Source organism: Acidovorax sp. JG5 (genome assembly GCF_017939685.1).
Taxonomy (GTDB): domain Bacteria; phylum Pseudomonadota; class Gammaproteobacteria; order Burkholderiales; family Burkholderiaceae_C; genus Acidovorax.
In genome coordinates, this window is the sequence record NZ_JAGKSE010000003.1 from 287495 (window position 1) to 313520 (window position 26026).

Below are 26026 nucleotides of genomic sequence, written 5' to 3' on the forward strand. Positions count from 1 at the left end.
AGATCGCCTACCTGTGCCTGCGGCTTACTTGTTTGAGCCAGAGTAGAGCCATGGCTTGAGCCACCGAGTCAGTTGCGGCGCCACAACCCAAGTCATCAAACCGACCACCAGTATGGTGATCAGCAGAATGCGAGCCCATAACGGCCAAGGCGCCAGCAAATCGCCCAGTGCCAGGAACAGCACGTAAACCGTAGGAAAGATGCCCAGCCAGGTGACAACGGCCACCTTCCATCGCGGCGGGGGCACCTGCTTGGACTCGCCGCGCGGCAAAAACCAATGCGCCAAACCCGAAACATGCCGGATCAGGGCCTGGCCCTCGATGAACGGGGCTGCTGCTGCCAACCCAAGGGATCGGGCTGGCGAGTTCTGCCACAGATCAAGATTGGCTTCGCTGTCAAATGCCATCACAACATGGTGCAAGCTGTCATTGACACCCTGTTCATCGCCAGGGCGAACCAGGTGAGCGCCCAAATAGCCCTTGAACGTTGCCGCAGTGGCAATGATTTGATCCATCACGCGTTCAAACTCCACCTCATACTCAGGCTTGACCTGCCGACTGATCAAAACGGTTACAGCTTGCATGGCAGTGAGTCTCAGACGTTGAACAGGAAATTCAGCACATCGCCGTCTTTCACCACATATTCCTTGCCTTCTGCGCGCATTTTCCCGGCGTCCTTGGCGCCCTGCTCTCCCTTGTAGGCAATGAAGTCCTCAAAAGCAATGGTCTGCGCGCGGATGAAGCCGCGTTCAAAGTCGCCGTGGATCACGCCGGCGGCCTGCGGGGCGGTGTCGCCAATGTGGATGGTCCAGGCGCGCACTTCCTTCACGCCGGCGGTGAAATAAGTCTGCAACCCCAGCAGCTTGAACGCACCACGGATCAGACGGGCCAGGCCGGGCTCGGTCTGGCCCATTTCGGCCAGGAACATGTCGCGGTCTTCGTCGCTCATCTCGGCCATTTCGGCTTCCATCTTGGCGCAAATGGCCACCACGGGGGCGTTCTGGCTGGCCGCGTATTCCTTCAGGCGATCGAGGAACGGGTTGTTCTCGAAGCCGTCTTCACTCACATTGCCCACGAACATCGCCGGTTTGGCGGTGATGAGGCACAGGGACTTGAGCAGGGGCTGCTCTTCCTTGGTGATTTCCACGCTGCGTGCCGGCTTGCCTTCGTTGAGCGCGGCCTGGATGCGCGTGAGCAGCGCCACCAGCTTGGCGGCGTCCTTGTCGTTGCCCGACTTGGCGGCCTTGGTGTAGCGGTTGAGCGCCTTCTCGACGGTGCCCATGTCGGCCAGACACAGCTCGGTCTGGATGACCTCGATGTCGGAAATCGGGTCCACCCGGCCCGCGACGTGGATCACGTTGTCGTCTTCAAAGCAGCGCACCACATTGACAATGGCGTCGGTTTCGCGGATATGGGCCAGAAACTGGTTGCCCAGGCCTTCGCCCTGGCTGGCGCCAGCCACCAGGCCGGCAATGTCCACAAATTCAACAATGGCCGGGACGATGCGCTCCGGATGAATGATCTCGGCGAGTTGCTGCAGGCGCGGATCGGGCACCTCCACCACGCCCACATTGGGCTCGATGGTGCAAAAGGGATAGTTCTCGGCGGCAATGCCGGCCTTGGTCAGCGCGTTGAAAAGGGTGGACTTGCCGACGTTGGGCAGGCCCACGATGCCGCATTGGAGGCTCATGGCAGGGCTTTCTGGTGTTCTGGAGACAAACCGCTGATTTTACGGGGCTGGAGCAAAGCCTCCGCTGCGCGAGTCTTTCGTGCCCCCCGTCGCGCGCCCTGCGCAGCTCATTCGAAACGCACATCCGCAGCAACGCGCTGCCCGACACGCAGCACCTGCCCGGCCCCCTGCCGCACGATGGCATTCATGCCGAAGGTGACGGCGCCGCCCAGGCGCTCGTCCTGCCGGTAGGTCTGCAGGGTGTCGGCCACAGCCGGGCTGCTTTGTGCGGTGGCCGGATCGATATTGGGGATGGGGCAGCGCGAACAGGGCTTGACGGGCTGCAAATGCACCTCGTGCCCCCCAGCATCCACACGCACCATGTCCACACGGTCTTCATCGTGCGCCCCGAAGCCCGCCAGCACCACATTGGGCCGAAAACGCTCCATACCCACCCCCTCCTGCCCGGTGGCCGCCAGCCGTGCATTCAGCTCCGCCAGCGATGCCTCGCTGGTCACGAGCAGCGGAAACGCGTCCGCAAACTGATTGGGCGCCTCCACCCCCTCGGTCCAGTCCATGCTCGACAGGCGGCGGTAATCCGGATCAAACCGCACCAGGCTGCAGGGCTGCCCCAGAAAATCGCTGAACCATTGTGCAGCCAGTGGGCCCATGTCCCAGGCGGGCACGGTGTCCTCCCATACCGTGACGGTGGCGGGGCCTTCCACGGCATCGATGGCCACATGCAGCGCCAGCATGCCCGGCGCGCGCAGCACCAGTTCCGAGGTTTTGAGCTGGGGGCGGATCAGCGCCATGCGAGGCAATGTGCGCTGGGTCAAAAACACGCCCTCTGCATCGACCACCATCCAGGCACGGTCCAGATCCAGGCCCGTATCGGTGAGCAGAGCCTCTTGCACCGCGATGCCCGCGCAGGACTTGACCGGGTACACAAACAAGCGCGAGATCGTGCCGGACAGATCGGAATCAGGAAGGGAAGTCACGCGGGGAAGCTCCAGTCAGCGGCGCCATGGGCCGGATGGGCCATTTTGCCCCGCCTGCTGACCGGTGGCCCCCTCCTACAATGCCGCCATGGCGAAAACCTTTGACATCTGTATCCGTGGCGCCGGCGTGGTGGGCCGCACCCTGGCCTTGCTGCTCGCCCGCGAGAGGCTGCGCGTGGCCCTGGTGGCTGCGCCCGCTCCTTCGTTGGCGCCCGCGGGCGACGTGCGGGCCTACGCACTGAACGCAGCATCGCGCCAGTTGCTCGATTCATTGCGCAGCTGGCCAGATCCGGCCCATGCCACGGCAATTACCCAGATGCAGGTTTTTGGCGACCAGGGAGGCGCCGTGCGCTTTGATGCCACCACGCAGGGCGTTGATGCACTGGCCTGGATCGTGGACGTTCCCGCACTCGAAGCCCGCCTGGCGGAAGCCGTGCGCTACCAGCCCCAGGTCGAGGTGGTTTCCGAGCCGGTGCCGGCAACCCTCACCGTGGTGTGCGAAGGCCGAGCCAGCCGCACCCGTAGCGAGTTTGGCGTGGCCTTCGAGGTGACCGCCTACGAGCAGCACGCCATCGCCACCCGGCTGGCCTGCGAATCCCCCCACGGCCAAGTCGCCCGCCAGTGGTTTTTGCCCGACGGCATCCTGGCCTTTTTGCCGCTGGACGGCGCGCAGGGGAACTCTGTGGCAGTGGTGTGGTCTGTTCTCAAGGAACAGGTGCCGCAGTTGCTGGCGCTGGCGCCGCAGGAATTTGCCCAGCGCCTCGAAGCCGCCAGTCAGGGTGCGCTGGGAACGCTGCAATTGCAGGGCGAACGTGCCGCATGGCCCCTGCAACAGGCGCAGGCCAACCGCTGGTGCGGCGCCTTGCCAGCCCAGGGCAGCCAGGCACGCAGCTGGGTGCTGGCCGGCGATGCAGCGCACAACGTGCATCCACTGGCCGGGCAGGGGCTGAACCTGGGACTGGCTGATGCGCAGGCCCTGGCCCGCGTGCTGCATGGGCGCGACTACTGGCGCAGCGTGGCCGACCTGCGCTTGCTGCGCAGTTACGAGCGCGAGCGCAAGGCGGCCATGCTGCCCATGGGGCTGGCCACTGACGGACTGCAGCAACTTTTTGCGCGCACCGAAGGGCCTTGGCAGGCGCTGCGCAACTGGGGCATGAAGGGCTTCGAGCACAGCGGCCCCCTTAAAGATTGGATGGCCCGCCAGGCCATGGGAACCCACTGATACCCGCGGCTGCAAACGCAGCCGCCGCGACAACACCGAACGAGAACACGATGCAATTGATTCCCACCCTGCTGGCTGCAGCCACTTTCGCCCTGAGCTTTACCGCCTCCGCCCAGGAAGCCGCCATCCGTAAAACGCTGGCCGAACGCATTCCGCAAATGGAAAAAATCGACGAGGTCCGCACCACGGCCATGCCGGGCCTGTATGAAGTGCGCATCGGCACCGACCTTTTCTACACCGATGCCAAGGGCAACTACGTCATCCAGGGCGAACTGATCGACACCAAGGCACGCCGCAACCTGACCGAAGACCGCATCAACAAACTCACTGCGGTGGATTTTGCGGCGTTGCCCCTGAAGGATGCCTTCACCATCGTGCGTGGCGATGGCAAACGCAAGCTGGCGGTGTTTGAAGACCCGAACTGCGGCTATTGCAAGCGTTTCGAGCGAGACCTGCAAAACGTGGACAACATCACGGTCTATCTGTTTCTGTATCCCATCCTGAGCCCCGACTCAGCAGAAAAATCCCGCAACATCTGGTGCGCCAAAGACAGGGCGACCACCTGGCACGACCTCATGCTGCGCGACAAGACGCCCAACACGGCCAGCTGCGACACCAGTGCCCTGCAGCGCAATCTTGCATTCGGCAAAAAATACAAGATCACCGGGACCCCCACGCTGATTTTTGCGAACGGCGCGCGCGTTCCCGGCGCCATCAGCGCCCAGGATGTGGAAAAGCGCCTGGCGGAAGCCGGCGGCGCCCCGAGCAGCAACTGAGTTCATGCGAGGGGGCACCCCCTCCCTCCCCTTCGAGCCCCAGAGACCCCACGGGTGACGTGCGCACCAGCGCCAGGCACCCGCCTTCCGCGACGCCGCACCCATGCCCACCACCCGCCCCCCCGCCACGCAGGCCCCCGTTCATTACCGCGTGGAAGCCGCCGACCTGCATGCACGCCTGTTCACCATCACGCTCACCGTGGCGCAGCCCCAGGCGCAGCAGGAGTTGTCGCTTCCTGTCTGGATACCGGGCAGCTACCTGGTGCGCGAATTTTCCAAAAACCTTCAGCGGCTGGTGGCACAGCAGGGGCGGCGCGCTGTTCCACTGGTCCAGCTCGACAAGCACCGCTGGCAGGCCAACTGCCGCACCGACCGGCCCCTTGTGCTGACTTACGAAGTGTGCGCTTACGACACCTCGGTACGCACGGCATGGCTGGATGCCTCGCGCGGCTTCTTCAACGGCACCAGCCTGTGCCTGCGGGTGCACGGGCAGGAAGACGCGCCCCACGCGCTCGACATCGCCAGTACGGCGGCCACTGCGCACTGGTCCGTCGCCACGGGCCTCACGCCGCAAGCCGTCGACAAGAAGGGCTTTGGGGTTTATGCAGCAGGCCACTATGACGAACTGGTGGATTGCCCGGTCGAAATGGGCACCTTCTGGAGTGGCCAATTCACGGCCTGTGGCGTGCCCCACCGCTTCGTGGTGGCCGGGGCCGCGCCATCTTTTGACGGCAAACGCCTGCTGGCCGACACCCAAAAGATCTGCGATACCGCCATCCGCTTCTGGCACGGCAAGGGCAAGCCGCCCATCAAGAACTACCTGTTCATGCTCAATGCCGTTCACGACGGCTATGGCGGCCTGGAGCACCGCAACTCCACGGCCCTGATTTGCGGCCGGCGCGACCTGCCCCGCACAGGCGAGGCGCGCGCCAGCGATGGCTACACCACCCTGCTCGGACTCATCAGCCACGAATACTTTCACACCTGGAACGTCAAGCGCCTGCGCCCAGCAGAGTTTTCTCGCTACGACTACAGCCAGGAAAACTACACCCAGCTGCTGTGGTTCTTCGAGGGGTTCACCAGCTATTACGACGACCTGCTGCTGCGCCGCGCTGGCCTGATCGACGATGCCACCTACCTCAAGCTGCTGGCCAAGGCCACCAACCAGGTCCTGCAGACACCGGGCCGCACCGTGCAGACGGTGGCGCAGGCCAGTTTCGATGCCTGGGTGAAGTATTACCGCCAGGACGAAAACACCCCCAACGCCACGGTGAGCTACTACACCAAGGGCTCACTGGTCGCCCTGTGCCTGGACCTGACTCTGCGCCGTGAAGGCAAGACCACGCTCGACGACGTGATGCGCGCGCTGTGGAAGCGCTGCGCCGGTGGCCCCATGAGCGAGGCCGATCTGCGCGCCGAACTGGCCACGCTGGCGGGGCGGTCTTTTGACACAGAACTCGACCAGTGGGTGCACAGCACCGCCGAACTCCCGCTGGACGAGCTGCTGGCCGCCCACGGCGTGGCACTCCAACCCGAGCAGCCCCAGCTGGCGCAGCGCCTGGGCCTGCGCGTCACGGAAAACCACAGCGTGCAGATCAAGACCGTGCTGCGCGGCGGGCCCGCCGAAAAGGCAGGCCTGGCCGCTGGTGACGAATGGCTGGGCCTGGATGTACAAGGCCAGGGCTGGCGGATTGCCCGGCTGGAGGATGTGGCGTTCTATGCCGGCCAAGCCACTCAGATCACCGCCGTGGTGGCGCGCGATGGCCGCCTGCTGCAGTTGCCACTGACCCTGCCGGCCATTGCCCCCGCCACGTCCAAGCCGGCAGGGCAGCGCAGCCGCAAGGCACCTGCGGCAACGCCAGACACCATCAGCCTCACCGCAACCGGCAGCGCCGCGCTGAGGCGCTGGCTGACCGGAACGGCAGCGCCATGATTGCGCTCAACAGCCAAAATTCGCGCTTCGGTATAGTCCTCAAAGTTGTTTGAACCCATCAACCCAGGAGATTTCATGGCCTACGAAACCATTGAAGTTCGCACCGAAGCGGACAAGGTTGGCGTCATCACGCTCAACCGCCCCAAACAACTCAATGCCCTGAACGACCAGCTCATGAACGAGCTGGGCGAGGCGCTCAAGGCTTTTGACGCCGATGAAAAGATCGGCTGCACCATCATCACGGGCAGCGAAAAGGCGTTTGCGGCGGGTGCCGACATTGGCGCCATGGCCAAATACAGCTTTGCCGACGCCTACAAGGGCGACTACATCACCCGCAACTGGGAAACCATCCGCTCCATCCGCAAACCCGTGATTGCCGCCGTGAGCGGCTTTGCACTGGGCGGCGGCTGCGAACTGGCCATGATGTGCGACTTCATCATCGCCGCCGACAACGCCAAGTTCGGCCAGCCCGAAATCAAGCTCGGCGTCATTCCCGGCGCGGGCGGCACGCAGCGCCTGCCGCGCGCGGTGGGCAAGGCCAAAGCCATGGACATGGCCCTCACCGCGCGCATGATGGACGCGGTGGAAGCCGAACGCGCCGGCCTGGTGAGCCGTGTGGTCTCCCTGGACAAGCTGATGGAAGAAGCCCTGGGCGCAGCCCTGACCATTGCGAACTTCTCGCAGATCGCCGTCATGGCGGCGAAGGAGTCGGTCAATCGGGCCTTCGAGAGCTCCCTGTCCGATGGCGTGATGTTTGAGCGCCGCCTGTTCCATTCGCTGTTCGCCACCCAGGACCAGAAGGAAGGCATGGATGCTTTTGTGAACAAGCGCGCGGCGAACTTCACCCACCAGTAAATTTGTTCTATAATATTGCTCTTCGGTGATATAGCTCAGTTGGTTAGAGCGCAGCATTCATAATGCTGATGTCGGTGGTTCAAATCCACCTATCACCACCAAATCAAAAAAGCCAGCCTCGCGCTGGCTTTTTTCTTGGCCCATAAAATCGGGCTCCTTTGCCCCCACAGCCTCTGGATACACACCATGAACCGCTGCCACTTCAAGTCGCTTTCGGCCACCGCGTCACCTCGCCACTGTGGTCGCGCCCTTGCGAGCGCATGGGTCACCGCACTGGTGCTGGCCATGACCCCCGCCACCGCCCAGGTGCCTTCGGGCATGGGCATGGTGCGCAACTTTCCCGAAGCCGCGCTGCGCGGCAATCTCACCCTCAACAGCACCGCCGATGCCACCCTGAACGGGCGCGCCATCCGCATGGCGCCTGGCATGCGGCTGTTCAGCCCGCAGAACACGCTGGTCATGGCGCACACGGTCTTGGGGCAAAGCTTCAAGGTCAACTATGTCATTGAACCCGGCACGGGCCTGTTGATTTCTGCCTGGATCCTCACCCAGGCAGAGGCGAGCCAGCCACGCAAGGGCAGCGACTCCGTCGAGCGCAACTTCCGCGCCGAGTCGGATTCGGCGCAGAAATAACCGTTGCCACCACTGGCCTGCCCGGTGGTGCACAGTCCACGCCACGACGCCCCTGTGCGCCATGGCGTGCATTCCCGTTGAAGAAATCGCCATGTCCAAAAAAGTCTTTATCAAAACCTTCGGTTGCCAGATGAACGAGTACGACTCGGACAAGATGGCCGACGTGCTGGGCGCCGCCCAGGGTTACGAAGCCACGCAAAACGTGGATGAAGCCGACCTGATCCTGTTCAACACCTGCTCGGTGCGCGAAAAGGCGCAGGAAAAGGTCTTCAGCGACCTCGGGCGCATCAAGCACCTCAAGGAAAAGGGCGTGCTCATCGGCGTGGGCGGCTGCGTGGCCAGCCAGGAGGGTGCCGAGATCATCAAGCGCGCGCCTTATGTGGACGTGGTGTTTGGCCCGCAAACCCTGCACCGCCTGCCCGAGATGCTGAACCAGCGTGCGCGCCTGAACAAGCCCCAGGTGGACATCAGCTTCCCCGAGATCGAGAAATTCGACCACCTGCCGCCTGCACGGGTCGAGGGCGCATCGGCCTTTGTATCGATCATGGAAGGCTGCAGCAAATACTGCAGCTACTGCGTGGTGCCCTACACGCGCGGCGAAGAAGTGAGCCGCCCGTTTGACGACGTGCTGGTCGAAGTGGCGGGCCTGGCCGACCAGGGCGTGAAAGAAATCACCCTGCTGGGTCAGAACGTCAACGCCTACCTGGGCAAGATGGGCGACACGGCAGAAATTGCCGACTTCGCCCTGCTGCTCGAATACGTGGCCGACATCCCGGGCATTGAGCGCATCCGCTACACCACCAGCCACCCCAACGAGTTCACGCCCCGGCTGATCGAGGCCTACGCCAACATCCCCAAGCTGGCCAGCCACCTGCACCTGCCGGTGCAGCATGGCAGCGACCGCATCCTGATGGCCATGAAGCGCGGCTACACCGCCATGGAATACAAGAGCACGGTGAAGAAGCTGCGCGCCATCCGCCCTGACCTGGCGATGAGCAGCGATTTCATCGTGGGCTTCCCCGGCGAGACGGAAGACGACTTCAACAAAATGATGAAGCTGATTGACGACATCCACTTCGACAACAGCTTCAGCTTCATCTTCAGCCCCCGCCCCGGCACACCGGCGGCGGGCCTGCACGACGACACGCCGCACGATGTGAAGCTGCGCCGCCTGCAGCACCTGCAAAGCGTCATCAACGCCAACATCAAGTCCATCAGCGAAAGCCGCGTGGGCACGGTGCAGCGCATTCTGGTGGAAGGCGCCTCCAAGCGCGACGCCACCGAGCTGATGGGCCGCACCGAATGCAACCGCGTGGTCAACTTTGTCGGCCAACCCCGCCTGGTGGGGCAAATGGTGGATGTGAGCATCACTGAAGCCAAGGCCTACACACTGCGCGGCGAGGTGCTGGTGCGCGAAAACGCTTGAGCACCTGCGCATCCAATCCATCCAAAACCGGCCTTGCACCGGTTTTTGCTTCTGTTTTTATAGCTACTAGCGCTTACCACACAAGCGCTTGAGGCCAAAAACACCAAAAAATCAGAACGGCATCTTGGGCATGCCACCGCCCAAGCCTTTCATACCGCCCATCTTCTTCATCATCTTCATCAGGCCGCCGCCCTTCATCTTTTTCATCATGCCCTGCATCTGCTCGAACTCCTTGAGCAGGCGGTTGACCTCTTGCACATGCACGCCCGCACCATTGGCGATGCGCTTCTTGCGCGTGGCCTTGATGAGCTCGGGCTTGCGGCGCTCCAAGGGCGTCATGCTCTGGATGATGCCTTCCTTGCGTTTGATGTCTTTTTCGGCCTTGTCCATGTCCAGGGCACCGGCCTTGGCGGTCAGCTGAGACGGCAGCTTGTCCATCAGGCTGGACAGACCGCCCATCTGCTTCATCTGCTGGATCTGCGAGAGAAAGTCGTTCAGATCAAAGCCGTCGCCGCTCTTGACCTTGGCAGCCAGCTTCTGGGCGGCTTCGATGTCCACGCCCGCAGTCACCTGCTCAACCAGCGCCACGATGTCGCCCATGCCCAGGATGCGGCCGGCGTGGCGCTCGGCGTCGAACACTTCCAGGCCATCGAGCTTTTCGGACACCCCGGCAAACTTGATGGGTGCCCCCGTGATCTGGCGCACCGACAGTGCGGCACCGCCACGCGAATCACCATCGAGCTTCGTCAGCACGATACCGGTCAGCGGCAGCGCCTCCTTGAAAGCCTTGGCGGTGTTGATGGCGTCCTGGCCCTGCATGGCATCGACCACGAACAGGGTTTCGACCGGGTTCAGCGCGGCATACAGATCCTTGATTTCCTTCATCAAGGCTTCATCGATGGCCAGGCGGCCCGCGGTGTCCACCAGCAGCACATCAAAGTAATGCTTCTTGGCGTAGTCGAGGGCGGCCAGAGCGATATCGAGCGGCTTCTGATCGGGCGTGCTGGGGAACCACTCGGCACCGGCCTGCCTGGTCACCGTCTTGAGTTGCTCGATGGCGGCTGGGCGGTACACGTCGCCGGACACGGTCAGCACCTTCTTCTTGCGCTTTTCGATCAGGTGCTTGGCCAGCTTGGCGGTGGTGGTGGTTTTTCCCGCGCCCTGCAGGCCGGCCATCAGGATCACGGCAGGCGGCTGGGCGGCCAGGTTGATGTCGGCCACGCCCTCGCCCATGGTGGCGGCGAGTTCGCGGTTGACGATGCTGACCAGCGTCTGCCCGGGTTTGAGCGAGCCCAGCACCTCCTGGCCCAGGGCTTTTTCCTTGACGCGGGCAATGAAGTCGCGCACCACGGGCAGGGCCACGTCGGCTTCGAGCAGGGCCATGCGCACCTCGCGCAACATGTCCGTAACGTTGGACTCGGTGATGCGGGCCTGGCCACGCATCTCCTTGACGAGGCGCGTGAGTTTGTCGGTAAGGGCGGATGCCATAGGGTATTCCGGTAGTGCCCGCGAGCGCCATCGGCGCGCGGACCCGCCAGGGCGCTGGCGGTGGGCGAAAGGCTAAACTGTCAGTCATGATTTTACCCAGTGCTTCCCCTGCCAGTTGGCTATTGGCCCTGGCAGCCGCTGCCGCGTATGCCGTGTCGGCGGCGGCGTCCTCGCGCCTGAGCGCCACCGCAGCGCGCAACGCGCTGCTGCTGGCGTGGGTGCTGCACGCCGCCGTGCTGGTGTGGGGTCTATGGGGCGAAGCCCCCCGCTTCGGTTTCGCGCCCGCGCTGTCGATGACCGCGTGGCTGGTGCTCACCATGTATGCCGTGGAGCGGCAGCTTTTCCCACAGTTGCAGGCCCGCTGGATCCTGGCGATGCTGGGCGCGGCGGCCATCGTGCTGAGCCTGCTGTTTCCTGGCCAGCCCCTGCATGTGGCCGCTTCGGCCTGGCTGCCGCTGCACCTGGCACTGGGCATTGCCTGCTACGGACTTTTCGCCGCGGCGGTAGTGCATGCTTGGCTCATGACACGCGCCGAGCGCCATATCCGCCAGGCCGCAGACCCGCAAAACGGCATCCCGCTGCTCACGCTGGAGCGGCTCACCTTCCGCTTCGTGACCGCCGGCTTCGTGCTGTTGACGGCCACCCTGCTGGCTGGCTGGCTGTTTGGGGAAACGCTTTACGGGCATGCAGGGCGTTGGGACCACAAGGCGATCTTCTCGCTGCTGTCATGGATCACCTTTGCGGCCCTGCTGCTGGGCCGCTCGCGCTTTGGCTGGCGGGGGCGCAATGCTGTGCGCATGCTCTACGCTGGCGCCGGGCTTTTGTTGCTGGCCTATGTGGGTTCGCGCTTCGTGATGGAAGTCGTATTGGGTCGCAACGCATGAAATACCTCGTTTTGCTGGTGGTTCTGGTGGTGGCCGTGGGCATCTGGCGCAGCCGCCGCCCCACCGCATCCGGCGCCGCAAAGGCAGCGCCCCGCCCGCCCGCCCTGCCGCAGGACATGGTGGCCTGCGACCACTGCGGGTTGCATGTGCCACGCACTGAGGCCCTGATGCTGGGGCAGCACGCCTACTGCTGCGCCGAGCACAGGCGCCAACACAGCGCCTGACGCAATGCCTCTCCTGCCCGCCGGCCTTTCTCTTTCTGCCGTCGATGCCCCTTTTGTACGCCTGTGGCGGGGGTTCCTGACCGGCCGCGTCATGGTCGCGCTGGCACTGCTTTTTTTGCAGGGCCTGGGCCAGTTCATCAACCTGGGAGCCGAGCCGGCCGTGCTGGCGGTGTGCCTGGCCTATCTGGCAGCCACCGTGGCCGAGCGCGCCCTGACAGGCCGCGCCCCTCCGCAGCCCGCGGCGGGCCCGCAATGGCTCCCGTTCATCGGCGTGGATCTGGCGGCCGTGTGCGCCTTGCAGTTGCTGCAGGCCGGCACGATGAATTACACGCCCCTGTTCGGCCTGCCCATCCTGATGGCGGCTGTGCTGGGCACGCTGACCCTGGCCCTGGGCACGACGGCGGGCGTCACCTTGTTATTGCTGGCCTGGGCCTGGTGGCAGGGCCAGCACAACGGGGGCGATGACGCCGCGCGCTATCTCCAGAGCGCCCTGACAGGCACCGGCTTTTTCATCATCAGCTACCTGGTGCACCAGCTGTCGGTGCGACTGGCGCGCGAACAGCAGCTGGCCCAGCAAAGCCAGCTGGCCGCGAGAGTGCAGTCCCAGGTGAACGCGCTGGTGATCGAGCATCTCACCGACGGCGTGCTGGTGCTGGACAGTCAGGACATGGTGCGGATTGCCAACCCTGCCGCACTGCTGTTGCTGGGCGGCCCCAGCGCGCTGAAGCCCCCTTTTGCCCTGGACGACAGCCCCGCCTGGCAACCGCTGGTACGACTGGCGCAACGCACGTTTCGCCAGGACCAGCCCGTCACGGCCGACACAGACCTGTTTCACCCCGGGCAGAGCCCCACCGGGCTGCATGTGCGCACCTGGCTGACCGCCGCGCGCCATGAATCCCTGCAAGAGGCCGGCGAGCGCTTGTGCGTGATGTTCCTGCACGATCTGCGCGAGCTCGAGGCCCGTTTGCGCACCGAAAAGCTGGCCTCCATGGGCCGCATGTCCGCTGCCGTGGCCCACGAAATACGCAACCCGCTGGCGGCCATTGTCCAGGCCAATGCCTTGCTCGAAGAGGATCTGCACGACCCGGGCCAGAAACGACTCGCCCAAATGGTGCGACAGAACGCGGAGCGCCTGGCGCGCATCGCCGAGGAGGTGCTGGACATTGCGCGGGTGCAACACCAGATCAGCCACGCGCCCGCCTCCACACTGATGCTGGACGAATCCGTGGCCCAGATCTGCGCTGACTGGCAACGCCATGATCCGGCGCAGCGCCGCGCCACCATTTCACTGATGGCCCAGGGCGCCCAGATCGAGTTCGATACCGAGCATCTGCGGCGTGTCCTTTTCAACCTGCTGGACAACGCCCTGCGCTACAAGAGCCAGGAAAACGATTCCCTGATCATCACCACGCGCGTCAGCCCCTCAGGGCCCATCAGCCTGCAGGTGTGGAGCGATGGCGCGCCCATGGACAAATCAGTGGAGCGCCACCTGTTCGAGCCCTTCTTTTCCTCGGAAAGTCGATCCAGCGGACTGGGCCTGTATATCTGCCGTGAGCTGTGTCAGCGCCACGGCGCCTCCATTGGTTACCAGCGCCTGGTGTACGCCACAGCGCGCGGCAAGATCGGCGGTAATGCGTTCACCGTAGGTTTTCGCCGCAACACACGCCCCGCCGAAAATGCCACCCTTTTTGACACCATCGTGGTCTGAATCGCTCCTGCACCCATGAACGCCCCAACCGCCTCCATCCTCGTGATCGACGACGAGCCCGATCTGCGCACCCTGTACGAACTGACGCTGCTGCGCGAAGGCTACCGCGTGGAGACCGCCTCCAGCGTGCAGGAGGCGCGCCAGCAACTGAAAGACCAGCGGTTTGACGCCGTCATCACCGACATGCGTCTGCCCGACGGCTTTGGCATGGAGTTGTTGCAGGATTTGCGGGACCAGCAGCGCCGGGAGCGCTGCGTGGTCATGACGGCTTACGGCTCGGCCGAGAACGCCGTCGAGGCCCTGCGCGCAGGGGCATTCGACTACCTGACCAAGCCGGTGGATCTGAAACAGTTTCGCTCTGTGGTGGCATCTGCCATCCAGGGCACCGGCGGTGTGCCTGCCCCGCGCTCCAGCCGCAGCCCGGGTCGCCCAGGCAGCAGTGCGACCGAGCAGGCCGGCACCGGCGAGGCGCTGGACCGCCTCGTGGGCGATTCGCAGGCCATTCGCAATGTCAAGCAGCGCATCGCCAAGGTGGCCCGCAGCATGGCCCCGGTGCTGATACATGGCGAATCCGGCACAGGCAAGGAACTGGTGGCCAAGGCACTGCACGCCAGCAGCCAGCGCTCTGACGGCCCGCTCGTTGCCGTCAATTGCGGTGCCATCCCTGAAAATCTGCTGGAAGCCGAGTTCTTTGGCGCCCGCAAGGGTTCGTACACCGGCTCCCACCAGGATCGCGACGGATATTTTCAGGCAGCACGCGGCGGCACCCTGTTTCTCGACGAAATCGGCGACCTGCCCCTGGCAATGCAATCGAAACTGCTGCGCGCCATACAAGAGCGCAGCGTGCGCCCCCTGGGTTCGACCCAGGAGGAGACCGTGGACGTGCGCATCGTGAGCGCCACCCACCGCGACCTCGCTGCCGACGTGCTGTCGGGGCGATTCCGCCAGGACCTGTATTACCGCCTGAACGTGATCGAGATCGTCATTCCGCCGCTGCGCGAGCGCCGGGAGGACCTGCCCGCCCTGTGCGCCGCCTTGCTGGCCCGCATTGCGCACGAATCGGGCATCAAGCCACCGGCGCTGACAGAGCGTGCGCTGAGCGCCATCGCCAGCCATCCCCTCACCGGCAACGTGCGCGAGCTGGAAAACCTGCTGCACCGCGCCGTGGCGCTGAGTGACGGAGACGAACTGCATGTGGAGTGCGCCACTTCCACCGCAGAGGCCTTCGGCACCCGGCCCGCCCCGCCAGCACCCATCACCGAAGTACCCTCTGGCACGCACGGGGCCAGTGGGCCACCCCCATGCGCCACGTTGCCCAATGACCTTCAGGCCTGGCTGGACCAGCAGGAGCGGGAGATCCTGGTGCGCGCACTGCGCGAGTCCCACTTCAACCGGACAGCCACTGCAGCACGGCTGGGCATCAGCCTGCGCCAGATCCGCTACCGCATTGCCCGCTTGAACATTGCTGCGCCGAACGACAACGACGTACATGACGACCTTGCCTGACGAACCTGCAGCGCGAACTTTGTGGGACGCGGGCTGGCATCGGAACGCCCTCAGGCAGCCCTCGCCTAATTTTGGTCCACGACCCCATGGCGCCGGCATCGACCTGATCGTTGTCCACTCCATCAGCCTTCCGCCGGGACAATATGGCAGCGGGGCAGTGCAACAGTTGTTTGCCAACACCCTCGACTGGGACGCGCACCCGTACTTTCAAAGCATCCGCGGGCTGCAGGTGTCGTCGCACTTCTTCATAGAGCGGGATGGCACCCTCTGGCAATTTGTCGACTGCGACCAGCGCGCCTGGCATGCTGGCCAGTCCTGCTATCGCGGCCGCGCCCAATGCAACGACGACTCGATTGGTATCGAGCTGGAGGGACTCGAAGGACGGACCTTCGAGCCGGCGCAATACGAGGTGCTGGCCCGCCTGTGCGCCGACCTTGCAGGGCGCTACCCCGTGGCCCATGTGGCGGGACATGAACATATCGCCCCAGGACGCAAGCAAGACCCCGGCCCGGGATTCAACTGGACGCAGCTGCAAAACCTGCTCGCGTGGCCCCTCGCGCGGTTCCCCATCGAAACCCGAGGCGCTGCCAACACCATCCGATGATGCCGCTGTAGCACGCAAACATCAGCACTGGCGCCGCCATCCGGCGGCTTAAAAAAAGTCTGCCGCAATATCCATGCGGCTCGCTATCGGAAAACCGCCTGTATCGCCCTATTTTGCTTGATTTCGGTCATGGAAAGCCCGCTGCATGGGGCTTGCCGGGCCTGTCGATGTCCTACTTCGCGCCCTATCAACAACTTGTTTGAGACAGGAAGGGTTTTCCCGGCTGTACACTACCGGTAGTGTCTTGAACACTCACGACACACCACATATAGCGTGCTGCTGATTGAAAGCCGTTGCACCCTGCGAATTCCGCGACTGCTTTTCCAGCCCGCCAGCCCATCCCGCACAGCCCACAGAAGAGGACACCCATGCAAGCTGCTTTGAACACCCCGCCCGCCGCCCTCGCCGCCACCCCGCAGGGGTTGCCCACTCACGGCGGCGCTGCGGCCAACGTGCTGACGCACTACCAGATCATTCGGCGCAACGGTGCTGTCGTCCCGTTTGAGCCGCAAAAAATAGCTGTCGCCATGATGAAAGCCTTCCTGGCCGTGCACGGCACGCAGGGCGCTGCATCAGCCAGCGTGCGCGAGGTGGTGGATGCGCTAACGCAAAACGTGATTCGCGCGCTGATGCGCTCACGCCCCGGCGGAGGCACCTTCCATATTGAAGACGTGCAAGACCAGGTGGAACTGGGCCTGATGCGCGGCGGCCACCATGAAATTGCCCGGGCCTATGTGCTTTATCGCGAGCGCCGCACCCAGGAACGCGCCCGGCAAACCGAAGAGCAGACGCCTGCCGCCCCCCAGCTGCATGTCATTGACGGCGGCGAGCGTGTGGCGCTGGACCTGGCACGCCTGCAGTCGCTCATTGCATCGGCCTGTGTCGGCCTGGGTGCAGACGTCAGCGCCCAGCCCATCGTGGCGGAAACCATGCGCAACCTGTATGACGGCGTTCCGATGGAAGAGGTCTACAAGGCATCCATCCTCGCCGCGCGCACCCTGATCGAGAAAGATCCGGACTACACCTACGCCACGGCGCGCCTGCTGCTGCACACCATCGTGCGGGAAGTGCTGGGCCGCGAAGTCACCCAGAGCGACATGGCGCAAAGCTATGTGGACTATTTCCCGCAGTTCATCAAGAAGGGGGTGGAAAACGACCTGCTCGATGAACGCCTGCTGCAATACGACCTGCAGCGCCTGGGCGCCGCGCTCAAGGCGGACCGCGACCTGAAATTCGATTACCTCGGTCTGCAGACCCTGTATGACCGCTACTTCCTGCACGTCAAGAAAAGCCGCATCGAACTGCCCCAGGCTTTCTTCATGCGCGTGGCCATGGGCCTATCCCTGAACGAAATCGACCGCGAAGCCCGCGCGATCGAGTTCTATGAAATCCTCTCCAGCTTCGACTTCATGTCCAGCACGCCCACGCTGTTCAACAGCGGCACGCTGCGCTCGCAACTGTCGAGCTGCTACCTGACCACGGTGCCCGACGACCTCGATGGCATATACGAGTCGATCAAGGAAAATGCCCTGCTGTCCAAGTTTGCCGGCGGCCTGGGCAACGACTGGACCCGCGTGCGTGCCCTGGGCAGCCATATCAAGGGCACCAACGGCGAATCGCAGGGCGTGGTGCCCTTCCTCAAGGTGGTCAACGACACGGCTGTGGCCGTGAACCAGGGCGGCAAGCGCAAGGGCGCCGTCTGCACCTACCTGGAAACCTGGCATCTGGACATCGAAGAGTTCCTGGAGCTGCGCAAGAACACCGGCGACGACCGCCGCCGCACGCACGACATGAACACGGCCAACTGGATCCCCGACCTGTTCATGCGCCGCGTGATGGAAAAGGGCACCTGGACCCTGTTCTCGCCGTCCGACGTGCCCGACCTGCACGACCTGTTCGGCGCCGCCTTCGAAAAGGCCTATGTCGCCTACGAAGAGAAGGCAGCGCGTGGCGAGATCAAGCCCGCCAAGACCGTGCAGGCCACGGACCTGTGGCGCAAGATGCTGACCATGCTGTTCGAGACCGGCCATCCCTGGATCACCTTCAAGGATGCCTGCAATGTGCGCTCGCCCCAGCAGCACGCCGGCGTGGTGCATTCGTCCAACCTGTGCACCGAGATCACGCTCAACACCAGCGACACCGAAACCGCTGTGTGCAACCTGGGCTCGGTCAATCTGCTGCAGCACATCAAGGACGGCCAGATCGACCACGACAAGCTCAAGAAGACCATCACGGTGGCCATGCGCATGCTCGACAACGTGATCGACATCAACTACTACGCCGTCAAGAAGGCCCGCGACTCCAACCTGCGCCACCGCCCGGTGGGCCTGGGCGTGATGGCCTTCCAGGACAGCCTGTACGATTTGCGCATTCCTTACGCTTCGCAGGAAGCCGTGGAGTTTGCCGACCAGTCGATGGAAGCCATCTGCTACTACGCCTACTGGGCGTCCACCGAGCTGGCCCGGGAGCGCGGCAAGTACTCCAGCTACAAGGGCTCGCTGTGGGATCGCGGCATCCTGCCTTTCGACACGCTGAACATGCTCTCGCAAGCCCGTGGCGGCTATGTGGAAGTGGACCGTTCGTCCACGCTGGACTGGGAAGCCCTGCGCAAGAAGATCGCGCAAGACGGTATGCGCAACTCCAACTGCGTCGCCATCGCCCCCACGGCGACCATCTCGAACATCATCGGTGTCGATGCGTCGATCGAACCGTCGTTCGGCAACCTGTCGGTCAAGTCCAACCTGTCGGGTGAGTTCACGGTCATCAACGGCGGCCTGGTGCGCGACCTCAAGCGCCTGGGCCTGTGGGACGACGTAATGATCATGGACCTCAAGCACTTCAAGGGCTCGCTGCATCCTATCGACCGCGTGCCGCAGGACATCAAGGCGCTGTACTCCACGGCGTTTGAAGTCGAACCCCAGTGGCTGGTGGAGGCCGCATCGCGTCGCCAGAAGTGGATCGACCAGGCGCAGAGCCTGAACATCTATATGGCAGGTGCATCAGGCAAGAAACTGGACGACACCTACAAACTCGCCTGGGTACGCGGCCTCAAGACTACGTATTACCTGCGCACACAAAGCGCGACCCACGTCGAGATGAGCACCGTAAATACGCGCCAGCTCAACTCGGTTTCGTCTGGCACCGATGGTGGCGCAACTGCGGCTTCGGCACCTGCACATGCCAAGCCCACCGCACTGGAAGCGGCAGCCGCTGCGGCGGCCAATCAAGCAGCAGCGGTGCCTGCCACGGACGTCAAGTTCTGCGCCATCGACGATCCTGGCTGCGAAGCCTGCCAATAAAGACTTTACGTGCAACGCCTCGAACTCTTCCGAGGCGTTGCGCATGTGCTGTGAAGCAACAAATCGTTGCTGCACAACGCTTCAGTGCTTTTCTTTTTGCAGCACTGCTTTCATAATCCGAACACTGGAAAATCTATGTTGACCTGGGACGAAGAAGTCAAGCCCTCATCGCAAAATCAACTGGACGGTGGACTGCACAAAAGCCACCCGGCGGGACAGCCGCCTTTGCCTTTCCCAGCCCCTTCCCTGCAGGAAGTACATGCATCAATGCCTGCCCCCGCAGCACTGCAAGCAACACCTGCTGCAGCCACGCAACGCCGCGTGAACGCCGCCGACAAGCGCATCATCAACGGCCAGACCGACGTCAACCAGCTGGTGCCCTTCAAGTACAAGTGGGCGTGGGAAAAATACCTGGCCACCTGCGCCAACCACTGGATGCCGCAAGAGGTGAACATGACGCGCGACATCGCGTTGTGGAAAGACCCCAACGGCCTGACCGAAGACGAGCGCCGCATCATCAAGCGCAACCTCGGCTTCTTCGTCACCGCCGATTCGCTGGCTGCCAACAACATCGTGCTGGGCACCTACCGTCACATCACCGCGCCTGAGTGCCGACAGTTCCTGCTGCGCCAGGCGTTTGAGGAAGCCATCCACACGCACGCCTACCAGTACATCGTCGAGTCACTCGGCCTGGATGAGAGCGAGATATTCAACGCCTATAACGAAGTCCAGTCGATTCGCGACAAGGACCAGTTCCTGATCCCCTTCATCGAAGCGATCATGGACCCCAACTTCCACACCGGCACGCCCGAAACCGATCAGACTCTGCTCAAGTCGTTGATCGTGTTCGCCTGCCTGATGGAAGGGCTGTTCTTCTACGTCGGCTTCACGCAGATCCTGGCGCTGGGCCGCCAGAACAAGATGACCGGTGCGGCCGAGCAATACCAGTACATCCTGCGCGATGAGTCCATGCACTGCAACTTCGGCATCGACCTGATCAACCAACTCAAGCTGGAAAACCCCCACCTGTGGACGGCAGAGTTCAAGGCCGAGATCAAGGCGCTGTTCCTCAAGGCTGTCGAACTCGAATACCGCTACGCCGAAGACACCATGCCCCGTGGCGTGCTGGGTATGAACGCCTCGATGTTCAAGGGTTATCTGCGCTACATCGCCAACCGCCGGGCCACGCAGATCGGGCTGGAGACACTGTTTCCCAACGAAGAAAACCCTTTTCCGTGGATGAGCGAGATGATCGATTTGAAGAAGGAACGCAACTTCTTCGAGACCCGGGTTATTGAATACCAGTCCGGTGGTGCGCTGTCCTGGGATTAGCGCCCCTTTTTGCAGGCATCACACCACCATGGATTTTTACACCACGCCCCACACAGACAGCGCCGCAGAGCGCCGCCTGGTGGGGCGTTCCCGTGTTCATGGGGATGGAGCTCTTCTCCATCCCCATGGATCGCTTTCTGTCCACTGCAGACAGGAAGTGCTCTTTGCAAATTGACCCAAGGAGAACATGATGGCAACTGCGAAAAAACCGGCCGCCAAGAAGGCTGCACCAGCGAAGAAAGCTGCTCCTGCCAAGAAGGTAGTGGCCGCCAAGAAGGCTGCACCAGCAAAGAAAGCTGCTCCTGCCAAGAAGGTAGTGGCTGCAAAGAAGGCTACTGCATCTGCCCCAAAGGCAGCCCCCGCAAAGAAAGCCGTGAAGGCCCCTGCGGCCGCGCCATCTGCGCAAACCACGCTGAACCCCCAGGCCGCTTGGCCCTTCCCGACCGGCACCAAGCCGTAAACCAGGCCCATTCAGTGCCCAACCCGGTGCTCGTGCACCGGGTTTTTTTTATGCCCAGAACAATGGTGGCCAGATGTCTGGGCTGCTATCGGCAGCACAGACCGCAAACTCCGGCATGCACGCCGCGTCAGGCTGGGGTGAAGTCCAATGTGTAGTTCTGCGGTCCACGCTGTGCAATTTTGAGAGCCCCCACGCGATTGCCCAACTCGGCGCAACGCACGAGCGACCAGCCGCGCTCCAACCCAAAAAGCAGCGCACCCCGCCATGCATCGCCACATCCCGTCGGATCCACCACCTGGGCCGGCTTTGCTGCAGGGACCAATGTCTTTTCTCCGTCAACCCACACCTCACAACCCTGTGCCCCCAGCGTGACGATCAGCCCCTTCACCTTGCGCGAGATTTCCGCGCATGACCAGCCCGTGCGATTGCACAGCATCTTGCCTTCATAGTCGTTCACAGTGACCCAGGTGGCCTGCTCGACAAACCGGGACAGTTCAGCTCCGCTGAACATGGGCAGACCCTGGCCTGGATCGAAGACAAACGGAATATCTGCCGCCACAAACTGCGCCGCATGCTCCAGCATGGCGTCCCGACCATCGGGCGCAACAATGCCAAGACGCGCATCCGTCCGAGGCTCAATGCGGTTCGCATGGGCCTGCATCATGGCCCCAGGGTGAAATGCCGTGATCTGGTTGTTGTCACGGTCCGTCATGATCATGGCCTGCGCCGTGTAGGCGTCATGGGCCTGACCTACGTGCGCCGTGCTGATGCCCAACTCCTTCAGTCGCAACAGATAGTCGGTGCCGTCGCTACCCAGCATGGCCATGGGCAGCGGCTCGCCACCCAGCAGCCGCAGGCTGTACGCAATATTGCCAGCGCATCCTCCAAAATCGCGCCGCAAGGAGGGCACCAGAAACGAGACATTGAGGATATGCAACTGATCGGGCAAGATCTGCTCGGCAAACCGCCCTTCAAAAGTCATGATGGTGTCAAACGCAAGAGAACCGCAAATCAGTACAGCCATGGCAAAAGATAGATAGAAAGATCAGGGATAAAACGCCAGCAGCCGATAGCCCGCCACGCGTGCCCCGCCAGTGGTCACGTTGACCGCAACCGAAGCGGTCCAATCGCCCAAGGCAGGCAGTTCCGTGGGAGCCACCATCTCTTGCGGCAAAAACACCCGCCGGAGCACAGGCTGGTCCTGTGCATCGGTCAAGGTCAATTCCATGGCAGGCGTGGCAAGGGGCACGGTTGCACGGTTCTTGATGGCAAAGGTCAGCTGGTAGCTGTCTGCGCGCCCTTTGTGGAATGAAGAGCTGTCGATCATGACATCCGATATCTGCCGCAGCGGAGCCAACGCACATTGGAAGGGTTCACACAGCATCTGAAGCCAAGGGCGAACACGCGCATCCATGGCAGCAATGCGATCGCGCTCCTGCAGCACCACCTGCAATGCCAATGTGCACAACAGCACGAACACAACGGCCCCCAACGCCACCCGCACAGGGGGGCGCCGCCAGAAGGCCTTGCGCTTCGCCGCGCGCACGAAACTCACCTCATCTGCGCCCAAAACCCCGTCGTGCAAGTCATCCTCTTGCTGATCTTGCGGCATGCTGTCACGAAGGTTCCCATCCAACGCATCCCCCAGCCCCATGCCGGACGGCGACTTGCAGGAAGACGATTCAGACAATGAGGGCTCATCGAATGACATGTCAGGACCCTGCTCTGACCCGTTCTCCTGCGCCTGCGCACTGTCAAGCGCATCCGCGAAATCACCAATGTCCTGCTCCTCAACCGATTGCTTGCGCAGCAACTCCGTAGGTGGATGCAACGCACCGGCTGCAGCGGTCGAATTTTCACCCCGCAACTCTTCTGGCCACTCCGCGTCACGCCATTCGGCAGATGGCAGCTCATAGCCGGCCGGACTCTCGCACATCTCGACCGCAGGCGTTTCTTCCTTGGACGATTCTTCACCGCCCATCTGCGTGAACGGCGACAACGTATCGGATATCGGCGCCATATCGGTGGCACCTGCAGACACACCAGATCGCCAGGGAAATGGACTGGATGACTGCGGTATCGTCTCTGTCTCTGTCTCTGTCTCTGTCTCTGTCTCTGTCTCTAAGGAAGATGCAACCGCTGTTTCCGTAACAAGAAATGCAGGAACCACCGGGCCCGGCACATCCAGCACAGCGTCTCGCGCAGAGGAATCCCACGATGTGTCGTGCGAGTCGGTGGGCGGCATGGATGGCGCGGAAGAAGCAGAGTTGTCCCCAGCTGTGGGGGCGCCCCAGGCGCGCCCTGCATCGGTGGCACGCGCCACAGGTGTCGGCGGTGGGCGCGCGGCGGTCATGGACACATCCGGCAGCAAGGCCTGCGGCTCCGAGGGCAGCAGGTGGGCCGATGCATCAAAAACCTCCTTGCATTGCCCGCATCGCACCCAGCCGTCGGAAATGCGCAACTGGTCGGCCACCACCTTGAACTTGGTCGTGCAGGACGGGCAGCGTGTAATCTGGCTCATCTGCGATCCATGGTAGTTGGCGCCCCCTTAGGCAATCGGCTGCGGCACAAGAAATTCAGCGGGAGCCCGTCATGAGAATCCAGCCATCCTCGGCATCGGCAACCTCCAGGCGGATCCACGGTGCGTAGGCTTCCTGCAACTCCTGCGCCTGGCGCTCCAGGATACCCGCGAGCACGAGGTGCCCGCCTGAAGCGACATGCGCGCACAGCAATGGGGCCAGCACCTTCAGCGGAGTGGCCAGAATGTTAGCCAGCACGGTCTGATAAGTCCCAAGGGCCTTGTCCGGCAGGCCAGCCTGTACCTGCACACCATTGGCCTGCGCGTTCTGCACCGTGGATTCGACGGCCGCCGGGTCAATGTCCACGGCATCAATATCCGTAGCACCGAACTTGGCCGCGCCGATGGCCAAGATGCCCGAGCCACAACCGTAGTCCAGCACACGCCCCAGCGGATTTCCAACCTCGGCACCCGCCGCACCATGGCGCGCAATCCATCGCAGGCACATGCGCGTGGTGGGATGGGTGCCCGTGCCAAAGGCCAACCCCGGATCCAGCCGGATGCTGCGCAGCGCCTGCGCAGGCAACTCGTGCCAAGTGGGGACAATCCAGAAGTCGGGGGTGATATCGACCGGCGCAAACTGAGACTGCGTCAGCCGCACCCAGTCCTGTTCCGGCACGGTCGCCAGACCCAGCACCTGGCAGCCTGCGAAAAAGTCCTGCACGGCCAAGAGTTGCTGCGCGTCGCGCGCGGCGGCTTCCGTCGCAAACAAGGCCACCACCCGGCTGCGTTGCCAGCCATCCTTGGGCGGCGGCATGCCCGGCTCCCCGAACAATGCCTGCTCGGCGTCGGTCTGTGCGTCTGCGTCCTCCACCGACACACTCAGGGCATCCAGCGCGTCCAGCGCATCGCTCACCGCCTCAATGCGGTCTTCCGGACACATCAGACTCAGCTCAAACATGGGACACGCCTCTCAGAAAAAATGAAATGCTGGCACCCGTTGCCAGGAGCCAGCATAGAACGATGCACAAGGTGACTTCACCGCTTGCGCTGTGACAACCACTCTTCCAGATAGTGAATGTTGGTGCCACCCGCCACAAACTTGGCATCCACCATCAACTCGCGGTGCAGCGGTACATTGGTGCTGATCCCCTCAATCACCGTCTCCGACAGCGCCGTGCGCATGCGGGCCAGGGCCTGCTCACGCGTATCGCCATGCACAATAATCTTGCCGATCATCGAGTCATAGTTCGGGGGAACAAAATAATTGGCATAGGCATGCGAATCCACGCGCACACCCGGGCCGCCCGGTGCATGCCACATGGTGATGCGTCCCGGCGAAGGAGTGAACTTGTAGGGATCTTCCGCATTCACCCGGCATTCGATGGCATGGCCACGAATCTCGATCTGCCGCTGGGTGAAGGGCAGCTTTTCACCGGCGGCCACCATGATCTGCGTGCGCACGATGTCCACGCCCGTGATCCATTCGGTCACCGGGTGCTCCACCTGCACGCGCGTGTTCATCTCGATGAAGTAGAACTCACCGTTTTCATACAGGAACTCGAACGTGCCCGCGCCGCGGTAACCGATCTTCTTGCAGGCCGCCACACAGCGCTCACCAATCCGCTCGATCAGCTTGCGGGGAATGCCGGGCGCCGGCGCCTCTTCAATCACCTTCTGGTGGCGCCGCTGCATGGAGCAGTCGCGCTCGCCCAGATACACAGCATTGCGGTGCTTGTCGGCGAGAATCTGGATCTCGATATGGCGTGGGTTCTGAAGAAACTTCTCCATGTACACCGCAGGATTGCCAAACGCAGCGCCCGCCTCGGCCTTGGTCATCTGCACGGCGTTGATCAGGGCAGCCTCGGTGTGCACCACGCGCATCCCGCGGCCACCACCGCCACCAGCGGCCTTGATGATCACCGGGTAACCCACGGCCTTTGCAATGCGGCGAATCTGCACCGGATCGTCCGGCAACTCGCCGTCAGACCCGGGCACGCAGGGCACGCCAGCGCGGATCATGGCCTGCTTGGCCGACACCTTGTCACCCATCATGCGGATGTTTTCGGGCGTGGGGCCAATGAACTGGAAACCGCTTTTTTCCACCCGCTCGGCAAAGTCGGCATTTTCGGACAGGAAACCATAACCCGGGTGGATGGCTTCCGCATCCGTCACCTCGGCCGCCGAAATGATGGCGGGCATGTTGAGGTAGGACAGTGGCGACGGCGCCGGGCCAATGCAGACGGCCTCTTCGGCCAGCTTCACATACTTGGCATCACGATCGGCCTCTGAATAGACCATCACGGCTTTCACGCCCAGTTCCTGGCAGGCGCGCTGGATGCGAAGGGCGATTTCGCCGCGATTGGCAACAAGAATCTTTTTAAACATAGGCTGTCTCGCGGCTCATCGCCCGCACGCTGGCGCGTGCCAGGGCAATCTGCTTCGCCTTGCCTTCGGCAAGAACGCCGCGGTTAGCGACCAGAATCTTTTTAA

At 62.9% G+C, this 26026-nt stretch carries 21 protein-coding genes, 1 tRNA gene and 1 pseudogene; 15 read left to right on the top strand and 8 right to left on the bottom strand.

Going from position 1 to position 26026, the window contains the following annotated elements; all coding sequences use genetic code 11:
- Positions 1-24 precede the first annotated feature (24 nt).
- From J8G26_RS05430 to J8G26_RS05440, 3 genes are all read right to left on the bottom strand, one after another.
- On the bottom strand, positions 25-582 hold the full coding sequence (locus J8G26_RS05430; RefSeq protein WP_087747447.1) for an antibiotic biosynthesis monooxygenase: 558 nt from the start codon (positions 580-582) through the stop codon (positions 25-27).
- An 11-nt stretch (positions 583-593) separates the two neighbouring features.
- Entirely contained in the window at positions 594-1688 is a 1095-nt protein-coding gene (gene ychF, locus J8G26_RS05435) for a redox-regulated ATPase YchF (RefSeq protein WP_087747450.1), read from the bottom strand.
- 107 nt (positions 1689-1795) lie between these two features.
- A complete protein-coding gene (locus J8G26_RS05440; protein ID WP_210568207.1) occupies positions 1796-2665 on the bottom strand; it encodes an MOSC N-terminal beta barrel domain-containing protein in 870 nt (289 codons plus the stop codon).
- A gap of 88 nt (positions 2666-2753) precedes the next feature.
- Here J8G26_RS05440 and J8G26_RS05445 point away from each other — a divergent pair, with 88 nt between their 5' ends.
- The 7 genes from J8G26_RS05445 to miaB all read left to right on the top strand — a co-directional run bounded on the left by J8G26_RS05445 (position 2754) and on the right by miaB (position 9510).
- Positions 2754-3887, top strand: coding sequence for an FAD-dependent monooxygenase (locus J8G26_RS05445; RefSeq protein ID WP_087748373.1), 1134 nt, complete (start codon positions 2754-2756; stop codon positions 3885-3887).
- A gap of 50 nt (positions 3888-3937) precedes the next feature.
- Positions 3938-4663, top strand: coding sequence for a DsbC family protein (locus tag J8G26_RS05450; protein WP_087747454.1), 726 nt, complete (start codon positions 3938-3940; stop codon positions 4661-4663).
- Between the two features lie 103 nt (positions 4664-4766).
- Entirely contained in the window at positions 4767-6596 is a 1830-nt protein-coding gene (locus tag J8G26_RS05455) for a M61 family metallopeptidase (protein WP_210568208.1), read from the top strand.
- A 75-nt stretch (positions 6597-6671) separates the two neighbouring features.
- Positions 6672-7451 (top strand): enoyl-CoA hydratase, encoded by a 780-nt coding sequence (locus J8G26_RS05460; protein ID WP_210568209.1) that lies wholly within the window; start codon positions 6672-6674, stop codon positions 7449-7451.
- Positions 7452-7475: 24 nt separating this feature from the next.
- Positions 7476-7552, top strand: a tRNA-Met gene (locus J8G26_RS05465).
- 184 nt (positions 7553-7736) lie between these two features.
- The gene (locus tag J8G26_RS05470) at positions 7737-8084 is read left to right on the top strand and encodes a hypothetical protein (RefSeq protein WP_087748376.1); all 348 of its coding nucleotides are present in this window, start codon (positions 7737-7739) and stop codon (positions 8082-8084) included.
- A 91-nt stretch (positions 8085-8175) separates the two neighbouring features.
- Complete coding sequence (gene miaB, locus J8G26_RS05475; protein WP_087748378.1) at positions 8176-9510, top strand: tRNA (N6-isopentenyl adenosine(37)-C2)-methylthiotransferase MiaB; 1335 nt, start codon at positions 8176-8178, stop codon at positions 9508-9510.
- Between the two features lie 111 nt (positions 9511-9621).
- Here the strand turns inward: miaB and ffh are convergent, their stop codons facing one another.
- Positions 9622-10998, bottom strand: coding sequence for a signal recognition particle protein (ffh, locus tag J8G26_RS05480; protein ID WP_210568211.1), 1377 nt, complete (start codon positions 10996-10998; stop codon positions 9622-9624).
- A gap of 86 nt (positions 10999-11084) precedes the next feature.
- Here ffh and ccsA point away from each other — a divergent pair, with 86 nt between their 5' ends.
- The 8 genes and pseudogenes from ccsA to J8G26_RS05520 form a co-directional block, all read left to right on the top strand.
- Entirely contained in the window at positions 11085-11882 is a 798-nt protein-coding gene (ccsA, locus tag J8G26_RS05485) for a cytochrome c biogenesis protein CcsA (RefSeq protein ID WP_087747461.1), read from the top strand.
- Positions 11879-12106, top strand: coding sequence for a PP0621 family protein (locus J8G26_RS05490; RefSeq protein WP_087747463.1), 228 nt, complete (start codon positions 11879-11881; stop codon positions 12104-12106). Before ccsA ends, J8G26_RS05490 begins: the two co-directional genes overlap by 4 nt.
- A gap of 4 nt (positions 12107-12110) precedes the next feature.
- On the top strand, positions 12111-13814 hold the full coding sequence (locus J8G26_RS05495; protein WP_087747465.1) for a HAMP domain-containing sensor histidine kinase: 1704 nt from the start codon (positions 12111-12113) through the stop codon (positions 13812-13814).
- Between the two features lie 15 nt (positions 13815-13829).
- Complete coding sequence (locus tag J8G26_RS05500) at positions 13830-15320, top strand: sigma-54 dependent transcriptional regulator (RefSeq protein ID WP_210568212.1); 1491 nt, start codon at positions 13830-13832, stop codon at positions 15318-15320.
- Positions 15304-15924, top strand: coding sequence for a 1,6-anhydro-N-acetylmuramyl-L-alanine amidase AmpD (ampD, locus tag J8G26_RS05505; RefSeq protein ID WP_210568213.1), 621 nt, complete (start codon positions 15304-15306; stop codon positions 15922-15924). The genes J8G26_RS05500 and ampD overlap by 17 nt, the downstream gene beginning before the upstream one ends.
- Before the next feature lie 368 nt (positions 15925-16292).
- A complete protein-coding gene (locus J8G26_RS05510; protein ID WP_087747474.1) occupies positions 16293-19223 on the top strand; it encodes a ribonucleoside-diphosphate reductase subunit alpha in 2931 nt (976 codons plus the stop codon).
- 135 nt (positions 19224-19358) lie between these two features.
- Complete coding sequence (locus J8G26_RS05515; RefSeq protein ID WP_087747476.1) at positions 19359-20555, top strand: ribonucleotide-diphosphate reductase subunit beta; 1197 nt, start codon at positions 19359-19361, stop codon at positions 20553-20555.
- Between the two features lie 193 nt (positions 20556-20748).
- A pseudogene (locus tag J8G26_RS05520) lies at positions 20749-21015 on the top strand (histone); the annotation flags it as partial.
- Positions 21016-21142: 127 nt separating this feature from the next.
- On the opposite strand, the gene J8G26_RS05525 reads toward J8G26_RS05520, so the two are convergent.
- The 4 genes from J8G26_RS05525 to accC form a co-directional block, all read right to left on the bottom strand.
- Positions 21143-22039 carry a carbohydrate kinase family protein gene (locus J8G26_RS05525; protein ID WP_210568214.1) on the bottom strand — a complete coding sequence of 299 codons (897 nt, stop codon included), beginning with the start codon at positions 22037-22039 and terminating at the stop codon, positions 21143-21145.
- A gap of 21 nt (positions 22040-22060) precedes the next feature.
- A complete protein-coding gene (locus tag J8G26_RS19315; RefSeq protein WP_246881240.1) occupies positions 22061-23536 on the bottom strand; it encodes a zinc-ribbon and DUF3426 domain-containing protein in 1476 nt (491 codons plus the stop codon).
- Between the two features lie 55 nt (positions 23537-23591).
- Positions 23592-24494, bottom strand: a complete 903-nt coding sequence (prmA, locus tag J8G26_RS05540; RefSeq protein ID WP_210568215.1) for a 50S ribosomal protein L11 methyltransferase — start codon at positions 24492-24494, stop codon at positions 23592-23594.
- A 77-nt stretch (positions 24495-24571) separates the two neighbouring features.
- Positions 24572-25921: an acetyl-CoA carboxylase biotin carboxylase subunit gene (accC, locus tag J8G26_RS05545; RefSeq protein WP_087747482.1), complete on the bottom strand. Its 1350-nt coding sequence runs from the start codon at positions 25919-25921 to the stop codon at positions 24572-24574.
- Positions 25922-26026 lie beyond the last annotated feature (105 nt).